This is a genomic window from Streptomyces fodineus (assembly GCF_001735805.1).
Taxonomy (GTDB): Bacteria; Actinomycetota; Actinomycetes; order Streptomycetales; family Streptomycetaceae; genus Streptomyces; species Streptomyces fodineus.
This window is the reverse complement of the sequence record NZ_CP017248.1, coordinates 1755004-1772051: the sequence shown is the minus strand read 5'-3', so window position 1 is coordinate 1772051 and position 17048 is coordinate 1755004. Positions and strand designations below refer to the sequence as shown.

The 17048-nt window shown below is 70.7% G+C and carries 1 protein-coding gene and 1 pseudogene; both read left to right on the top strand.

Annotated features, from left to right (window positions below):
• Positions 1-70: 70 nt before the first annotated feature.
• Positions 71-10582: pseudogene (locus tag BFF78_RS07165) on the top strand (SDR family NAD(P)-dependent oxidoreductase); the annotation flags it as partial.
• 13 nt (positions 10583-10595) lie between these two features.
• The gene (locus BFF78_RS47370; RefSeq protein ID WP_079161762.1) at positions 10596-16997 is read left to right on the top strand and encodes a type I polyketide synthase; all 6402 of its coding nucleotides are present in this window, start codon (positions 10596-10598) and stop codon (positions 16995-16997) included.
• Positions 16998-17048 lie beyond the last annotated feature (51 nt).

The following is a 17048-nucleotide window of genomic DNA, read 5'->3' as shown; positions in this document are numbered from 1 at the left end:
CCGCTATCTCAAGAAGATGGCGAGCGACCTCAACCAAGCCCGCGCACGCCTTCGCGAGTACGAGTCCCGCGACGGGGAACCCCTCGCGATCGTCGGTATGAGCTGCCGCTACCCGGGCGGGGTGACCTCGCCCGAGGAACTGTGGGAGCTCGTGGCCTCCGGGCGCGATGGCATCGGCCCGTTTCCCGTCGACCGGGGCTGGGACCTGGAGCGGCTCTACGACCCCGACCCCGACCGGCTCGGCACCGTGTACACCAGGGAAGGCGGTTTCATCGACGGGGCCGCCGAGTTCGACGCCGACTTCTTCGGGATCAGCCCGCGCGAGGCGACCGCCATGGACCCGCAGCAGCGCCTGCTGCTGGAGGCGGCCTGGGAGGCCCTGGAGGACGCGGGCATCGACCCGACGACACTGCGCGGCAGCCAAACCGGTGTCTTCTGCGGCGTCGGCCCGTCCGACTACGCCGCCATGCCCGCCGGCACCCTGCCCCAGATCGAGGGCTTCCGCCTGACCGGTTCCACCACCAGTGTGGTGTCCGGCCGCGTGGCCTACAGCCTCGGGCTGGAGGGCCCGGCGGTGTCCGTCGACACGGCCTGCTCGGCCTCCGCCGTCGCCCTGCACCTCGCGGTGACCGCGCTGCGCGCCGGCGAGTGCTCCCTCGCGCTCGCCGGTGGTGTCACCGTCCTGTCCGGGCCGTTCCTGCACATGGAGTTCAGCCGTCAGCGAGGACTGGCTCCCGACGGCCGCTGCAAGGCCTACTCGGCGTCGGCGGACGGGACCGGCTTCTCCGACGGCCTGGGCCTGGTGGTGCTGGAGCGGCTGTCGGACGCCCGGCGCCATGGTCGGCGGATCCTGGGTCTGATCCGGGGCAGCGCCGTGAACCAGGATGGCGCCAGCAACGGTCTTACGGCGCCCAATGGCCCGTCCCAGGAGCGGGTGATCCGGCAGGCGCTGGCCAACGCCAAGCTCTCACCGGCCGAGGTGGACGCCGTCGAGGGCCACGGCACGGGCACCAAGCTGGGCGACCCGATCGAGGCGCAGGCCTTGCTGGCGACGTACGGCCGGGAGCGTGACGGGGCTCCCCTGTGGCTGGGGTCGATCAAGTCCAACATCGGCCACACCTCGACCGCCGCCGGTGTCGCCGGTGTGATCAAGATGGTGATGGCGATGCGGCACGGGGTGCTGCCGCCGACGTTGCATGTGGATGAGCCGTCGCCGCATGTGGATTGGGAGTCGGGTGCGGTTCGGTTGTTGACCGAGGCGCGGGAGTGGTCGGTCGAGGGGCGTCCGCGGCGTGCGGGTGTGTCGTCGTTCGGTGTCAGTGGTACGAACGCGCACATCATCGTGGAGGAGGCGCCTGCGGAGGAGCCGTCCGAGGACGTGCCGGTCGAGGTGATCCGACCCGCCGGTGTCGTGCCGGTCGTGGTGTCGGCGCGCAGCGATGCGGCGTTGCGGGCGCAGGCGGAGCGGCTGCGGGAGCACGTGGCCGCCCATGCGGACCTGTCCGTACTGGACGTCGGATTCTCGTCTGTGACATCGCGTGCGTTGCTGGAGCGACGTGCCGTGGTCGTGGCCGGTGACCGGGACCAGCTTTTGGCGGGGCTGGGTGAGGTGGCGGTTGGTGAGTCGGCTGTTGCGGGTAAGTCTGCGTTTCTGTTCACCGGTCAGGGGTCTCAGCGTGCGGGTATGGGGCTGGAGTTGGCCGGGGCGTTTCCGGTGTTCGATCAGGCTTTGAGTGAGGTGTGTGCGGAGGTCGATCCGCGACTGGGGCGTTCGCTGCGTGAGCTGCTCGCTTCAGGTGACGGCGTGTTGGACTCGACTGAGTTCACGCAGGTGGCGTTGTTCGCGGTTGAGGTGGCGTTGTTCCGGCTGGCGGAGTCTTTGGGGGTCCGTGCCGATTATCTGATCGGGCATTCGGTCGGTGAGATTGCTGCTGCGCATGTGGCGGGTGTGTTGTCGCTGGCGGATGCGGCTGAGCTGGTGGTGGCGCGTGGCCGGTTGATGGGTGCGCTGCCTGCTGGTGGGGCGATGGTTGCCGTGCAGGCTGGTGAGGCCGAGGTGGCGGAGTCTCTGGCCGGGTTCGGGGGCCGTTTGGAGATCGCTGCGGTCAATGGGCCGTTGGCGGTGGTGGTGTCGGGTGATGAGGATGCGGTCGGGGAGTGGTTGCCGCGGTGGGAGGGGCGTAAGACGACGCGGTTGCGGGTCTCGCACGCGTTCCATTCGCCTCGTATGGAGCCGATGCTCGATGAGTTCCGTGCGGTTGCGGAGGGGCTGAGGTATGCCGAGCCGCGGATCCCGGTCGTGTCGAATGTGTCCGGGGAAGTGGTGCCGTCGTTCGGTGCGGATTACTGGGTGCGGCATGTGCGGCAGGCGGTGCGTTTCGCCGATGGGGTGGGCACGTTGTGGGAGCTGGGGGTTCGCCGGTTCCTGGAGTTGGGTCCGGATGCGGTGCTGACCGCGATGGCCCGGCAGTGCGTGGAGGAAAACGAGGCCGAGGCGGCGTTCGTGCCCGCGCTGCGTGCCAAGCGCGGTGAGCGTGAGTCGTTCGCCGGCTTCCTGGGCCGCGCCCATACCGCGGGTGTCGTGGTCGACTGGGAGGCGGTGTATGCGGGGACCGGCGCCAAGCGGGTCGACCTGCCCACCTACGCCTTCCAGCGCGAACGGTACTGGCTGGCCCTGGGCAGTGCTCCGGGCGACGTCTCGGCCGCCGGACTGATAGCCGTCGACCACCCCGTGCTGGCCGGCCGGGCGCTCATCGGTGACCGCGACGAGTGGCTGTTCACCGGCCGTATCTCCACCCAGGCCCAGCCGTGGACTCGTGATCACGTCGTCATGGGCGCGATCGTCGTGCCCGGTGTGGCGCTGGTCGAGATGAGCCTGGCCGCCGGGCGCGAGGTCGGCTGCCCCGTGCTCGACGAACTCGTCATCGAGGCCCCGCTGGCGCTGGAGGAGACAGCGGCGCGCCAGCTCCAGATCGTCGTCGGTCACGCCGACGCGGACGGTCGCCGCGAGTTCGTCATCTTCTCCCGCCCCGAGAACGACGACGCGGACGAGCGGCGCGACGCGACCTGCCACGGGCGCGGCTGGCTGGGGTCGGACTCCAAGGCCGTACCGGCATGGGACGCCGCATGGCCGCCCCAGGACGCGGAGTCGCTCTCCCCGGAGGCGCTCTACACCCGCATGTCCGACATCGGCTACGACTACGGTGCCCTGTTCCAGAGCGTGGTCGAAGCGTGGCAGGAAGACGACGTCGTCTACGTCGAGCTGGCTCTGCCGGACGACGCCGACACGGCGGGCTTCGGCATCCACCCGGGACTCTTCGACTCCGCCGTGCAGAGCTCCCTCTACGGGGAGAAGCCGGACGACACCCTCGTGATGCCGTTCTCGTGGAACGGCGTCCAGCTCGGCCGGACCGGTGTCGCGCGCGCCCGTGCCCGGCTCATCCCCGCGGGCGAGGCCGCCTTCCGCATCGACATCGTCGACGAGCACGACGAGCCGGTGCTCAGCATGGACAAGCTCGTGTTCCGCCCGGTCGACCAGGCCCAGCTGAAGCGGGCCGCCGATACCCAAGGTGCTTCGCTGTACGAGCTTCAGTGGACGCCGGTCACCATCGGCACCGGCCGGTCCGCCCGGGTCGCGGTGCTCGGTGGGCTTCCCGCCGAGGGCGAACGGTTCGAGGACCTGGCCGCGCTGGAGCGAGCCCTGGCGGACGGTGGTCAGGCGCCCGAGCTGGTGCTCGTGGGGGTCGGCTCCGAGGAGGCCACGGGAGGCGCGGTCGAGGCGCTGACCCTGGTGCAGCGGTGGCTGGCCAGTGAAGTGCCGGGTGAGGCGCGGTTGGTGGTGGTGACGCGGGGTGCGGTGTCGGCCGTCGATGGTGAGGGTCCGGGTGCGGCTCAGGCGGCGGTGTGGGGTTTGGTGCGCAGTGCGCAGTCCGAGCACCCCGGTCGGTTCGTCCTTGTGGACGTCGACGGTGGTGAGCCGGACTGGGGTGTGGTGCTGGGTGCGGATGAGCCCCAACTCGCCGTGCGGGGTGGCCGGTTGTTGGCGCCGCGGTTGTCGCGTGCTTCGTCCGGTGGGTCGGTGGCTGTGCTTGATCCTGAGGGCACGGTGGTGGTCACGGGTGGTACGGGTGGTCTGGGTGCGGTGTTCGCCCGACATCTGGCCGCCGTGCATGGCGTACGTCATTTGCTGCTGCTGAGTCGGCGTGGTCTGGAGGCTGACGGGGCCACGGAGTTGGTGGCGGAGCTGGAGGGCCTGGGGTGCTGCGCGAGGGTCGTCGCCTGTGACGTGTCCGATCGTGATCAGCTGGCCGCCGTGCTCGGCTCGGTGGAGCGTCCGCTGACGGCGGTGGTGCACGCGGCCGGTGTGCTGGACGACGGTGTGATCGAGTCTTTGACGCCCGAGCAGGTCGAGCGGGTGATGCGGCCGAAGGTGGATGCGGCGTGGCATCTGCACGAGCTGACCGCTGATGCGGACCTGTCGGCGTTCGTGCTGTTCTCGTCGGTGGCGGCGCTGATCGGCAGTCCGGGGCAGGGTAACTACGCGGCGGCGAACGCTTCGTTGGACGCGCTGGCCGGGCTGCGGCGGGCGGCGGGTCTCCCTGCGGTCTCGCTGGCGTGGGGTCTGTGGTCGGACACCGCCGGGATGGCGGCGCAGCTTGGACAGGCGGAGTTGGCCCGTCTGGAGCGCATGGGATCCAAGCCGTTGACGACCGAGCTCGGTCTGGGTCTGTTCGACCAGGCCCTCGCCTCCGATGCGGCGCTGCTGGTGCCGGCCTGGCTGGACACCAGGGTGCTGCGGGCCCAGGCCAAGGCCGGGACCATCCCGGCGGTACTGCGCGGGCTGGCGCCTCTCCCGGCGCGCCGTGCAGGGGCCGCTGGGATCCTCGCCCAGCGCTTGGCGGGTGTGCCCGAGGCGGACCGCGAGCAGGTCGCCCTCGAACTGGTGCTGGGCCAGGTCGCGGGTGTCCTCGGCCACGCCTCGACCGCGTCCGTCGACTCCGAGCGCGCGTTCAAGGATCTCGGCTTCGACTCGTTGAGCGCCGTCGAGCTGCGTAACCGGCTCACCCAGGCCACCGGCGTACGGCTGCCCGCCACGCTCATCTTCGACCACCCGACCCCGGCAGCGGTGGCACGCCTGCTGGTGTCGCAGATCACGGTGGACATCGAGGTCGGTCGTCCCCGTGCGACGCGGTCGCGGCGCGTGGACACCGGCGAGCCCCTGGCGATCGTCGGCATGAGCTGCCGGTTCCCCGGTGGCGTGTCCTCGCCGGAGGAGCTGTGGGAGCTGGTGGCGTCCGGCCGTGACGCCATGGGCCCGTTCCCGGCCGACCGGGGCTGGGACCTGGAGCGGCTCTACGACCCCGACCCCGACCAGGACGGGACGGTGTACACGCGGGCCGGCGGTTTCGTCGACCGCATCGGTGAGTTCGACGCGGACTTCTTCGGGATCAGCCCCCGTGAGGCGCTGGCGACGGATCCGCAGCAGCGTCTGCTGCTGGAGGCGTCCTGGGAGGCGTTCGAGGACGCCGGAATCGACCCGACGACACTGCGGGGCAGCAACACCGGAGTCTTCTGCGGCACCGTCTCCTCCGGCTACCACGCCACGATGGTTCCCGAACTCGCGGGTTACCACCTCACCGGCACCACGATGAGCGTGGTCTCCGGCCGCATCGCGTACACGCTCGGCTTCGAGGGCCCTGCGGTGTCCGTGGACACGGCCTGCTCCTCCTCGGCGGTCGCCCTGCACCTGGCGTCCCAGGCCCTGCGAGCGGGCGAGTGCGAGATGGCCCTGGTCGGCGGGATCTCGCTGATGGCCACACCGGACCTGCTCATCGGCTTCAGCCGTCAGCGCGGCCTGGCTCCCGACGGCCGCTGCAAGGCGTACGCGGCGTCGGCGGACGGGACCGGTTTCTCCGACGGCCTCGGTCTGGTCGTACTGGAGCGGTTGTCGGACGCGCAGCGCAAGGGCCGGCGCATCCTGGGTCTGATCCGGGGCAGCGCCGTGAACCAGGACGGTGCGAGCAACGGGCTTACGGCGCCGAACGGTCCGTCCCAGGAGCGGGTGATCCGGCAGGCGCTGGCCAACGCCAAGCTCTCTCCGGCCGAGGTGGACGCCGTCGAGGGCCACGGCACGGGCACCAGGCTCGGTGACCCGATCGAGGCGCAGGCCTTGCTGGCGACATATGGCCGGGAGCGGGAGGGCGGCCCGCTGTGGCTGGGGTCGATCAAGTCGAACATCGGTCATACGTCTGCTGCTGCCGGTGTGGCGGGTGTGATCAAGATGGTGATGGCGATGCGGCACGGGGTGCTGCCGCCGACCTTGCACGTGGATGCGCCGTCCCCGCACATCGACTGGGAGTCGGGTGAGGTCGAGCTGTTGACCGAGGCCCGTCAGTGGTCGGTCGAGGGGCGTCCGCGGCGTGCGGGTGTGTCGTCGTTCGGGGTGAGTGGTACGAACGCGCACATCATCCTGGAGGAGGCGCCGGTCGAGGAGTCGTCCGAGGGGCGTGGGGCGGCTGTGATGCCGGTGGTGCCGGTGACGGTGTCCGGGCGGACGGTGGCGGCGCTGCGGGCGCAGGCGGACCGGTTGCGTGTTCATGTGCTGGCGCGGCCGGAGTTGTCTGCGGCCGATCTGGGTTTCTCCGCGGCTGTCACGCGGGCTCACTTGGAGTACCGGGGTGTGGTGGCGGCCGGCGACCGTGACCAGTTGCTGTCCGGGCTGGCCGCGCTGGCGGTGGGTGAGCCGTCGCCGCAGGTTGTCGAGGGCCGGGCCGTCTCCACGGTGAAGCCGGTGTTCGTGTTCCCGGGGCAGGGGGCGCAGTGGGAGGGCATGGCGGTCGAACTGATCGATTCCTCACCGGTGTTCGCGGCTGAGATCGCCGCTTGTGGTGAGGCGCTGGCGGAGTTTGTGGAGTGGGATCTGGAGGGTGTGCTGCGGGGTGTGCCGGGTGCGCCGTCTTTGGAGCGGGTGGATGTCGTACAGCCGGCGTTGTTCGCGGTGATGGTGAGTCTGGCGGCGTTGTGGCGGTCGTTCGGTGTGGAGCCGTCGGCGGTGGTGGGTCACTCGCAGGGTGAGATCGCTGCTGCGTATGTGGCGGGTGGTTTGTCGTTGCGGGATGCGGCGCGGGTTGTGGCGGTGCGTAGCCAGTTGGTCCGTGACCGGCTGGCCGGGCATGGCGGGATGATGTCGGTCGCGCTGCCCAAGGAACGGGCCGAGGAACTGATCTCCTCGTATGCGGGTCGGGTGTCGGTGGCGGCGGTGAACGGCCCGGCAGCGGTGGTCGTCGCGGGTGAACCCGAGGCGCTGGACGAGGTGCAGACGGTCTGCAAGCGGGACGGCATCAGGGCCCGGCGCGTCAGCGTGGACTACGCATCGCACACCGCGCAGGTCGAGGCACTGGAGGCGGAGCTTCGGGAAGCTCTGGCACCCGTTCTGCCTACGACCGGAACGATCCCCGTGTACTCCACGGCGGTCGGTGCGCTCGTCGACACCGCGTCGATGGACGCCGGGTACTGGTACCGGAACCTGCGCAGCCAGGTCGGCTTCGAGCCCGCGATCCGCGCGCTCATCGACAAGGGCGCCGGATGCTTCCTCGAGATGTCCCCCCACCCCGTGCTCACCATGGCCGTGGAGGACACCGTCGAGGCGCTGGACGCGGTCGGCCGGGTGGCGGTGGTCGGGTCTCTGCAGCGGGACAAGGGGGGCCTGCCACGGTTCATGCTCTCGCTCGGCCAGGCGCACGCCGCGGGTGTCGTGGTCGACTGGGAGGCGGTGTATGCGGGGGCGGGCGCGAGGCGGGTGGATCTGCCGACGTATGCCTTCCAGCGGGAGAACTACTGGTTGATGCCGGCGGTGCGGGCCGGTGATGTCGCGGCGGCGGGTCTGGATCGGGTGGAGCATCCGATTCTCGCGGCGGCGGTGCAGGTGGGTGACCGTGATGAGTGGGTGTTCACGGGTCGTGTGTCCACGGATGTGCAGTCGTGGTTGCGGGATCACGTGGTGCTGGGTGTGGTGATTGTCCCTGGTACGGCGTGGGTGGAGTTGGCGTCGGTGGCCGGTGGTCGGGTGGGTGTGCCGGTGGTGGATGAGTTGGTGATGGAGGCGCCGCTGCTGTTGGAGGTGGGGGAGAGCGTTCAGCTGCGGGTCACTGTGGGTGGCGTGGGTGAGGACGGTCGCCGTGAGGTGGCGGTCTTTGCCCGCCCCGGGGCCGGAGGCAGCGATGGCGATGGCGATGGCGAGATGGTGTGTCATGCGCGTGGCTGGCTGGCTGCGGAGGATGCGGTGCCGGTGTCGTCGTGGGTTCCGGTGCAGTGGCCGCCTGTCGAGGGTGTGGAGATGAGCGCGGGCGAGCTGTATGCGGGGATGGCGGAGCTGGGGTTCGACTATGGGCCGGCCTTCCAGGGGGTGCGTGCGGCGTGGCGTGTGGGTGATGTGGTGTTCGCCGATGTCGCTCTGCCCGGCGACACCGGTGGTGAGGGCTTCGCTATCCACCCGGCACTCTTCGACGCGACGCTGCACAGTGCGTTTGCCGAGAAGGGTTCGGGCGGCGGTGCGACGATCCTGCCGTTCTCCTGGTCGAAGGTGAGCGTGGGGCGCACGGGCCTGTCGCGGGTTCGCGTACGGATCTCGCCCTCGGGTGATGCCACTCTGCGCGTGGACGCGGTGTCCGAGCAGGGCGAGCCGGTGCTGAGCCTCGGCCGCCTGGACATGCGCCCGGTCGACCCCGCCCAGCTGGAGCGCCTGCGCGGCGGCGGTGGACAGCCGGTCCATCGGCTCGACTGGACGCCGGTCGCGGCCGGCGCAGCAGACCCCGCGCGTGTTGCGGTGCTCGGTGATCTGGCCGAGGTGGAACGGGCCGTGGCCGACGGCGCCCCCGCGCCGGAGCTGGTGCTGGCCTCGGTCGTCACCCCGGACGGGGACCCGGCCGGAGCTGCCCGGAAGGCCGTGGTCGAGACGCTGGAGCTGGTGCAGCGGTGGCTGGCCAGTGAAGTGCTGGGTGAGGCGCGGTTGGTGGTGGTGACGCGGGGTGCGGTGTCCGCTGTCGATGGTGAGGGTCCGGGTGTGGCTCAGGCGGCGGTGTGGGGTTTGGTGCGCAGTGCGCAGTCCGAGCACCCCGGTCGGTTCCTGCTTGTGGACGTCGACGGTGGTGAGCCGGACTGGGGTGTGGTGCTGGGTGCGGATGAGCCCCAACTCGCCGTGCGGGGTGGCCGGTTGTTGGGGCCGAGGTTGTCGCGTGCTTCGTCCGGTGGGTCGGTGGCTGTGCTTGATCCTGAGGGCACGGTGGTGGTCACGGGTGGTACGGGTGGTCTGGGTGCGGTGTTCGCCCGACATCTGGCCGCCGTGCATGGCGTGCGGCATTTGCTGCTGCTGAGTCGGCGTGGTCTGGAGGCTGACGGGGCTGCCGGGTTGGTGGCGGAGCTGGAGGGCCTGGGGTGCTGCGCGAGGGTTGTCGCCTGTGACGTGTCCGATCGTGATCAGCTGGCCGCTGTACTCGGCTCGGTGGAGCGTCCGCTGACGGCGGTGGTGCATGCGGCCGGTGTGCTGGATGACGGTGTGATCGAGTCTTTGACGCCCGAGCAGGTCGAGCGGGTGATGCGGCCGAAGCTGGATGCGGCCTGGCATCTGCACGAGCTGACCGCTGATGCGGACCTGTCGGCGTTCGTGCTGTTCTCCTCGGTCTCCGCGCTCATCGGGAGTCCGGGTCAGGGTAACTACGCGGCGGCGAATGCTTCGTTGGATGCCCTGGCGGGGCTTCGTCGGGCGGCGGGTCTCCCTGCGGTCTCGCTGGCGTGGGGTCTGTGGTCGGACACCGCCGGCATGGCGGCGCAGCTTGGACAGGCGGAGTTGGCCCGTCTTGAGCGGATGGGCATCAGTGCGCTCACCACGGAGACCGGTCCCGCGTTGTTCGACCGGTCGCTGGAGGTGGATGCGGCCGTGGTGGCTCCGGTGCTGTTGCAGACGGGGGCGTTGCGTGCGCAGGCGCGGGCGGGGATGTTGCCGCCGTTGTTGCGGGGGTTGGTGCGGATGCCGTCCCGGGTGGCGGGGGTGGGTGTTGCCGGGTTGGCGCAGCGGCTGGCCGGGGTGCCGGAGGCGGATCGTGAGCGGATTGTGCTGGAGGTGGTTCAGGCGCAGGTGGCGGCCGTGCTCGGCCATGCCTCGGCCGCATCGGTCGACCCGGAGCGTGCGTTCAAGGAGCTCGGATTCGACTCGTTGAGCGCGGTCGAGTTGCGTAACCGGCTCGGCCAGGCCACCGGCGTACGGCTGCCCGCCACCCTCGTCTTCGACCACCCCACCCCGACCGCGGTCGCCGGCCTGCTGCTGTCGGAGCTCGGCGGCGCGGAGCCGGCCGAACCTCTCATCGACCAAGAGGTGGGGAAGCTCGGCGACATGCTCGCCGCGAGCTCCGTGGAGGAGCAGCAGCGCGTGGCCAAGCGCCTGCGTGCCTTGCTGGCCGGCATCAGCGCCGACGCCGGCGATGGCGCCCAGGGCGACAAGAGGCAGGGCACCAGGGAGCGGCTCGAAGCCGCGACCACGGCGGAAGAGATCTTCCAGATGATCGATGTCGACTTGGGCGACGAGTGACGGGGGCACAGAGATGACGGAGAACATCGATCAGCAGGAAAAGCTCGTCCGCTACCTCAAGAAAGTGGCGCTCGAACTCAACGAGACCCGGGCCCAGCTCGAAGAGGCCGAGTCCCGGGCGGCCGAACCACTGGCGATCATCGGCATGAGCTGCCGCTACCCGGGCGGGGTGACCTCGCCGGAGGAGCTGTGGGAGTTGGTGGCCGCAGGCCGTGACGCCATCAGCGGACTCCCCACCGACCGTGGCTGGGACTTGGAGCGGCTCTACGACCCCGACCCGGACCAGCCCGGGAAGATCTACGCCCAGGGCGGCGGCTTCCTGGAGCGGATCGGGGAGTTCGACGCGGAATTCTTCGGGATCAGCCCCCGCGAGGCGCTGGCGATGGACCCGCAGCAGCGCCTCCTGCTGGAGGCGGCCTGGGAGGCCTTCGAGCACGCCCGCATCGACGCGTCCGCGCTGCGGGGCAGCGACACCGGCGTCTACTGCGGTCTCAGCGTCACCGACTACGGCGTGGGACCGGACAAGAGCCTGCCCCAGCTGGAGGGCTTCCAGCTCACGGGCGGCTCGGGCAGCGTCTCCTCCGGCCGCATCTCCTACCTGTTCGGCCTGGAGGGCCCTGCGGTGTCCGTGGACACGGCCTGCTCCTCCTCCGGCGTGACCCTCCACCTGGCAGCGCAGGCTCTGCGGGCGGGCGAGTGCTCGCTTGCCCTCGCCGGCGGCGTGACCCTCATGCCCAGCCCGTTCATGCTGCGGGAGTTCAGCCGCCAGCGCGGCCTGGCTCCCGACGGCCGGTGCAAGGCGTACTCGGCGTCGGCGGACGGGACGGGTTTCGCCGACGGTCTGGGCCTGGTCGTACTGGAGCGGCTGTCGGATGCCAAGCGCAACGGACGGCGCATCCTGGGTCTGATCCGGGGCAGCGCGGTGAACCAGGACGGTGCGAGTAACGGTCTTACGGCGCCGAATGGGCCGTCCCAGGAGCGGGTGATCCGGCAGGCGCTGGCGAGCGCCGGACTGCGTCCCTCCGATGTGGACGCGGTCGAGGGCCACGGCACCGGCACCGTCCTCGGCGACCCGATCGAGGCGCAGGCGTTGCTGGCGACCTACGGCCGGGAGCGGGACGGGGATCCCCTGTGGCTGGGGTCGATCAAGTCGAACATCGGTCATACGTCGGCTGCCGCCGGTGTGGCGGGTGTGATCAAGATGGTGATGGCGATGCGGCACGGGGTGCTGCCGCCGACCCTCCACGCGAACGAGCCTTCGCCGCATGTGAATTGGGAGTCCGGCCGGGTCGAGCTGCTGACCCGGGCCCGGGAGTGGACTTCGGACGGTCGTCCGCGGCGTGCGGGTGTCTCGTCGTTCGGCGTGAGCGGCACCAACACCCACATCATCGTGGAGGAGGCACCGGCCGAGGAACCGGTGCCGGACGAGCGGACCGAACCGTCGGCCCCGCTGCCGTTCGTCGTGTCGGCGCGGACGGACACGGCCTTGCGGGCGCAGGCGGAGCGGTTGCGGTCCCATCTGACGTCCCGGCCGGGTGTGTCGGTGGTGGATACGGCGTATTCGCTGGCGGTGTCGCGGGCGTTGCTGGAGCGGCGGGCGGTTGTCGTGGCCCGCGATCGGGATGAGCTTCTGGCGCGCTTGGGTGAGGTGGCGGTCGGTGAGTCGGCTGTTGCGGGTAAGTCGGCGTTCTTGTTCACCGGTCAGGGGTCTCAGCGTGCGGGTATGGGGCTGGAGTTGGCCGGGGCGTTTCCGGTGTTCGATCAGGCCTTGAGTGAGGTGTGTGCGGAGGTCGATCCGCGACTGGGGCGTTCGCTGCGTGAGCTGCTCGCTTCGGACGAGGGTGTGTTGGACTCGACTGAGTTCACGCAGGTTGCGTTGTTCGCGGTTGAGGTGGCGTTGTTCCGGCTGGCGGAGTCGCTGGGTGTGTGTGCCGATTATCTGATCGGGCATTCGGTCGGTGAGATTGCTGCGGCGCATGTGGCGGGTGTGTTGTCGCTGGCGGATGCGGCTGAGCTGGTGGTGGCGCGTGGCCGGTTGATGGGTGCGCTGCCTGCTGGTGGGGCGATGGTTGCCGTGCAGGCTGGTGAGGCCGAGGTGGCGGAGTCTCTGGCCGGGTTCGGGGGCCGTTTGGAGATCGCTGCGGTCAATGGGCCGTTGGCGGTGGTGGTGTCGGGTGATGAGGATGCGGTCGGGGAGTGGTTGCCGCGGTGGGAGGGGCGTAAGACGACGCGGTTGCGGGTCTCGCACGCGTTCCATTCGCCTCGTATGGAGCCGATGCTCGATGAGTTTCGTACGGTTGCGGAGGGGCTGAGGTATGCCGAGCCGCGGATCCCGGTCGTGTCGAATGTGTCCGGTGAGGTCGTGTCCGCCTTCGGTGCGGACTATTGGGTGCGGCATGTGCGGCAGGCGGTGCGTTTTGCCGATGGTGTGGGCACGTTGTGGGAGCTGGGGGTTCGCCGGTTCCTGGAGTTGGGTCCGGATGCGGTGCTGACCGCGATGGCCCGGCAGTGCGTGGAGGAAAACGAGGCCGAGGCGGCGTTCGTGCCCGCACTGCGCGCCAAGCACGGTGAGCGAGAGTCGTTCGCCGGCTTCCTGGGCCGCGCACATACCGCGGGTGTCGTGGTCGACTGGGAGGCGGTGTATGCGGGGGCGGGCGCGAGGCGGGTGGATCTGCCGACGTATGCCTTCCAGCGGGAGAACTACTGGTTGATGCCGGCGGTGCGGGCCGGTGATGTCGCGGCGGCGGGTCTGGATCGGGTGGAGCATCCGATTCTCGCGGCGGCGGTGCAGGTGGGTGACCGTGATGAGTGGGTGTTCACGGGTCGTGTGTCCACGGATGTGCAGTCGTGGTTGCGGGATCACGTGGTGCTGGGTGTGGTGATTGTCCCTGGTACGGCGTGGGTGGAGTTGGCGTCGGTGGCCGGTGGTCGGGTGGGTGTGCCGGTGGTGGATGAGTTGGTGATGGAGGCGCCGCTGCTGTTGGAGGTGGGGGAGAGCGTTCAGCTGCGGGTCACTGTGGGTGGCGTGGGTGAGGACGGTCGCCGTGAGGTGGCGGTCTTTGCCCGCCCCGGGGCCGGAGGCAGCGATGGCGATGGCGATGGCGAGATGGTGTGTCATGCGCGTGGCTGGCTGGCTGCGGAGGATGCGGTGCCGGTGTCGTCGTGGGTTCCGGTGCAGTGGCCGCCTGTCGAGGGCGTGGAGATGAGCGCGGGCGAGCTGTATGCGGGGATGGCGGACCTGGGGTTCGATTACGGGCCGGCCTTCCAGGGGGTGCGTGCGGCGTGGCGTGTGGGTGATGTGGTGTTCGCCGATGTCGCTCTGCCCGGCGACACCGGTGGTGAGGGCTTCGCTATCCACCCGGCACTCTTCGACGCCTCCCTGCACTCGGGTCTGCTCCAGGACGGGCCGAGGGACACGGCGTTCCTGCCCTTCTCCTGGTCGGGGGTGCGCCTCGGGCGCAGCGGTCTGTCCCGGGTGCGGGTCCGCATGCGCCGGGTAGACGACACCGCCTTCGGCCTCGACGTCGTCGGCGAGCAGGGCGAACCGGTGCTGAGCCTGGCCCGGCTGGACATGCGTCCGGTGGACCCCGCCCAGCTGGAGCGCCTGCGCCGCGGCGGTGGACAGCCGATCCATCGGCTCGACTGGACGCCGGTCACGGTCGGTGCGGGTCGGTCCGTCCGGATGGCGGTGCTGGGCGGATCGGCCGTCACGGGTGAGCGGTTCCCGGACCTGGCCGCGTTGGAGAAGGCCATCGCCGACGGCGGCCCGACGCCAGAGCTGGTGATCGCCGCCGTCGACACCCCGGAGCGAGACGTGGCCGAGGGCGCCAGGCGGGCCGCCGCGGAGGCGCTGGCCCTGGTGCAGCGGTGGCTGGCCAGTGAACTGCTGGGTGAGGCCCGGCTGGTCGTGATGACTCGGGGAGCGGTCTCCGTCGTCGGTGAGACCCCCGACATCGCCCAGGCGGCGGTGTGGGGCCTGCTGCGCAGCGCCCAGTCCGAGCACCCCGACCGCTTCCTCCTCGTAGACCTAGACCTAGACCTAGACGGGGACGGCGACGAGCCGGACTGGGGTGCGCTGCTCGACGGGGATGAGCCCCAGCTCGCCGTGCGCGGGGAGCAGGTGTTCGCGCCGCGCCTGAGCGCGTCCGCCGCCCCGGCCGACCAGGCGTGGCACCTGACCGTCACCCGCAAGGGCTCCCTGGACGACGTGGAGCTCGCGTCCTGCGACGCCCGTCGCGCGCTGGCCGCCGACGAGGTGCGGATCGGGGTACGCGCGGCGGGCGTGAACTTCCGCGACGTACTGATCGCCCTGGGCCTGTACCCCGAGGACGTACCCCTGGGCGCCGAGGCGGCCGGCGTGGTGCTGGAGGTCGGCTCGGGTATCACCGACCTCGCCCCCGGCGACCGGGTCTTCGGCATCGTGATGGACTCGTTCGGCCCGCTGGCCGTGGCCCACCGGGCTCTGCTCGCCCGGATGCCGGACGAATGGACGTTCACCCAGGCGGCGTCCGTGCCGGTGGCCTACGCGACCGCCTACTACGGACTGGTCGACCTGGCCGGGCTGCGCGCGGGGGAGCGGGTGCTGGTGCACGCCGCCGCCGGTGGTGTGGGCATGGCGGCCGTGCAGATCGCGCGGCACCTCGGCGCGGAGGTGTTCGCCACGGCCGGCCCGTCCAAGTGGGACGTGGTGTGGGCCTCGGGTGTGCCGGAGGACCACATCGCCTCCTCGCGGGAACCGGGATTCCGGGAGACCTTCCTGGACGTCACGGGCGGCTCCGGGGTGGACGTCGTACTCAACTCCCTGACGGGAGAGTTCGTCGACGCCTCACTGGATCTGCTGCCGCGCGGTGGACGGTTCGTGGAGATGGGCAAGGCCGACATCCGGGACGCGGCGGCGATCGCGGCGCAGCGGCCGGGCGTCGCGTACCGCGCGTTCGACCTGTGGGAGGCGGGGCCGCAGCGGCTGGGAGAGCTGCTGTCCGAGATCGTGGCCCTGTTCCGGCAGGGGGCGCTGCAGTTCGCGCCGATCCGGACCTGGGAGGTCCGGGAGGGCCGCGAGGCGCTGCGCCACCTGAGGGAGGGCCACAACGTCGGCAAGGTCGTGCTGACCGTGCCGGCGCCCCTCGACCCGGAGGGCACGATCGTGGTCACGGGCGGCACGGGTGGCCTGGGGGCGTTGTTCGCCCGGCACCTCGTGACCGCGCACGCAGCGCGCGACCTGTTGCTGCTCAGTCGGCGTGGTCTGGAGGCTGACGGGGCCACGGAGTTGGTGGCGGAGCTGGAGGCCCTGGGGTGCCGTGTGAGGGTCGTCGCCTGTGACGTGTCCGATCGTGATCAGCTGGCCGCTGTACTCGGCTCGGTGGAGCGTCCGCTGACGGCGGTGGTGCATGCGGCCGGTGTGCTGGATGACGGTGTGATCGAGTCTTTGACGCCCGAGCAGGTCGAGCGGGTGATGCGGCCGAAGCTGGATGCGGCCTGGCATCTGCACGAGCTGACCGCTGATGCGGACCTGTCGGCGTTCGTGCTGTTCTCCTCGGTCTCCGCGCTCATCGGGAGTCCGGGTCAGGGTAACTACGCGGCGGCGAATGCTTCGTTGGATGCCCTGGCGGGGCTTCGTCGGGCGGCGGGTCTTCCGGCTGTGTCGCTGGCGTGGGGTCTGTGGTCGGACACCGCGGGTATGGCGGCGCGGCTGGATGAGGCCGAGCTGGCTCGCTTGGAGCGGATGGGCATGAGCCCGCTCACCGCGGAGACGGGGCTCGCGTTGTTCGATCGGTCGCTGGGGGTGGATGCGGCCGTGGTGGCTCCGGTGCTGTTGCAGACGGGGGCCTTGCGTGCGCAGGCGCGGGCGGGGATGTTGCCGCCGTTGTTGCGGGGGTTGGTGCGGATGCCGTCCCGGGTGGCGGGGGTGGGTGTTGCCGGGTTGGCGCAGCGGCTGGCCGGGGTGCCGGAGGCGGATCGTGAGCGGATTGTGCTGGAGGTGGTTCAGGCGCAGGTGGCGGCCGTGCTCGGCCATGCCTCGGCCGCATCGGTCGACCCGGAGCGTGCGTTCAAGGAGCTCGGATTCGACTCGTTGAGCGCGGTCGAGTTGCGTAACCGGCTCGGCCAGGCCACCGGCGTACGGCTGCCCGCCACCCTCGTCTTCGACCACCCCACCCCGGCGGCCATCGCCCGCCACCTTGTGCCGGAACTCGTCCCCGACTCCGCCGTGGAACCGCGGTCCGAGGAGGACCAGATCCGCGCGCTGATCGCCTCGATCCCCCTCGACCGGCTGCGCAGGGCCGGACTGCTCGACACCCTGCGCGAACTGGCCGAACACGACGCGCCCGAGGCGACCACGGACGCCGGGGACACCGAGTCGATCGACGACATGGACGCGGAATCCCTGATCCGGATGGCCGAAGAGGACCTGGCATGACCGCCATGGCAAGAGGACCTCGCATGACTGCCATGGCGAGCGGACCTCGGA

What these genes read in the sequence shown, in the direction of transcription:
- BFF78_RS47370 (WP_079161762.1), top strand. Translation starts at nt 10,596, where the DNA reads ATGACGGAGAACATCGATCAGCAGGAAAAGCTCGTCCGCTACCTCAAG.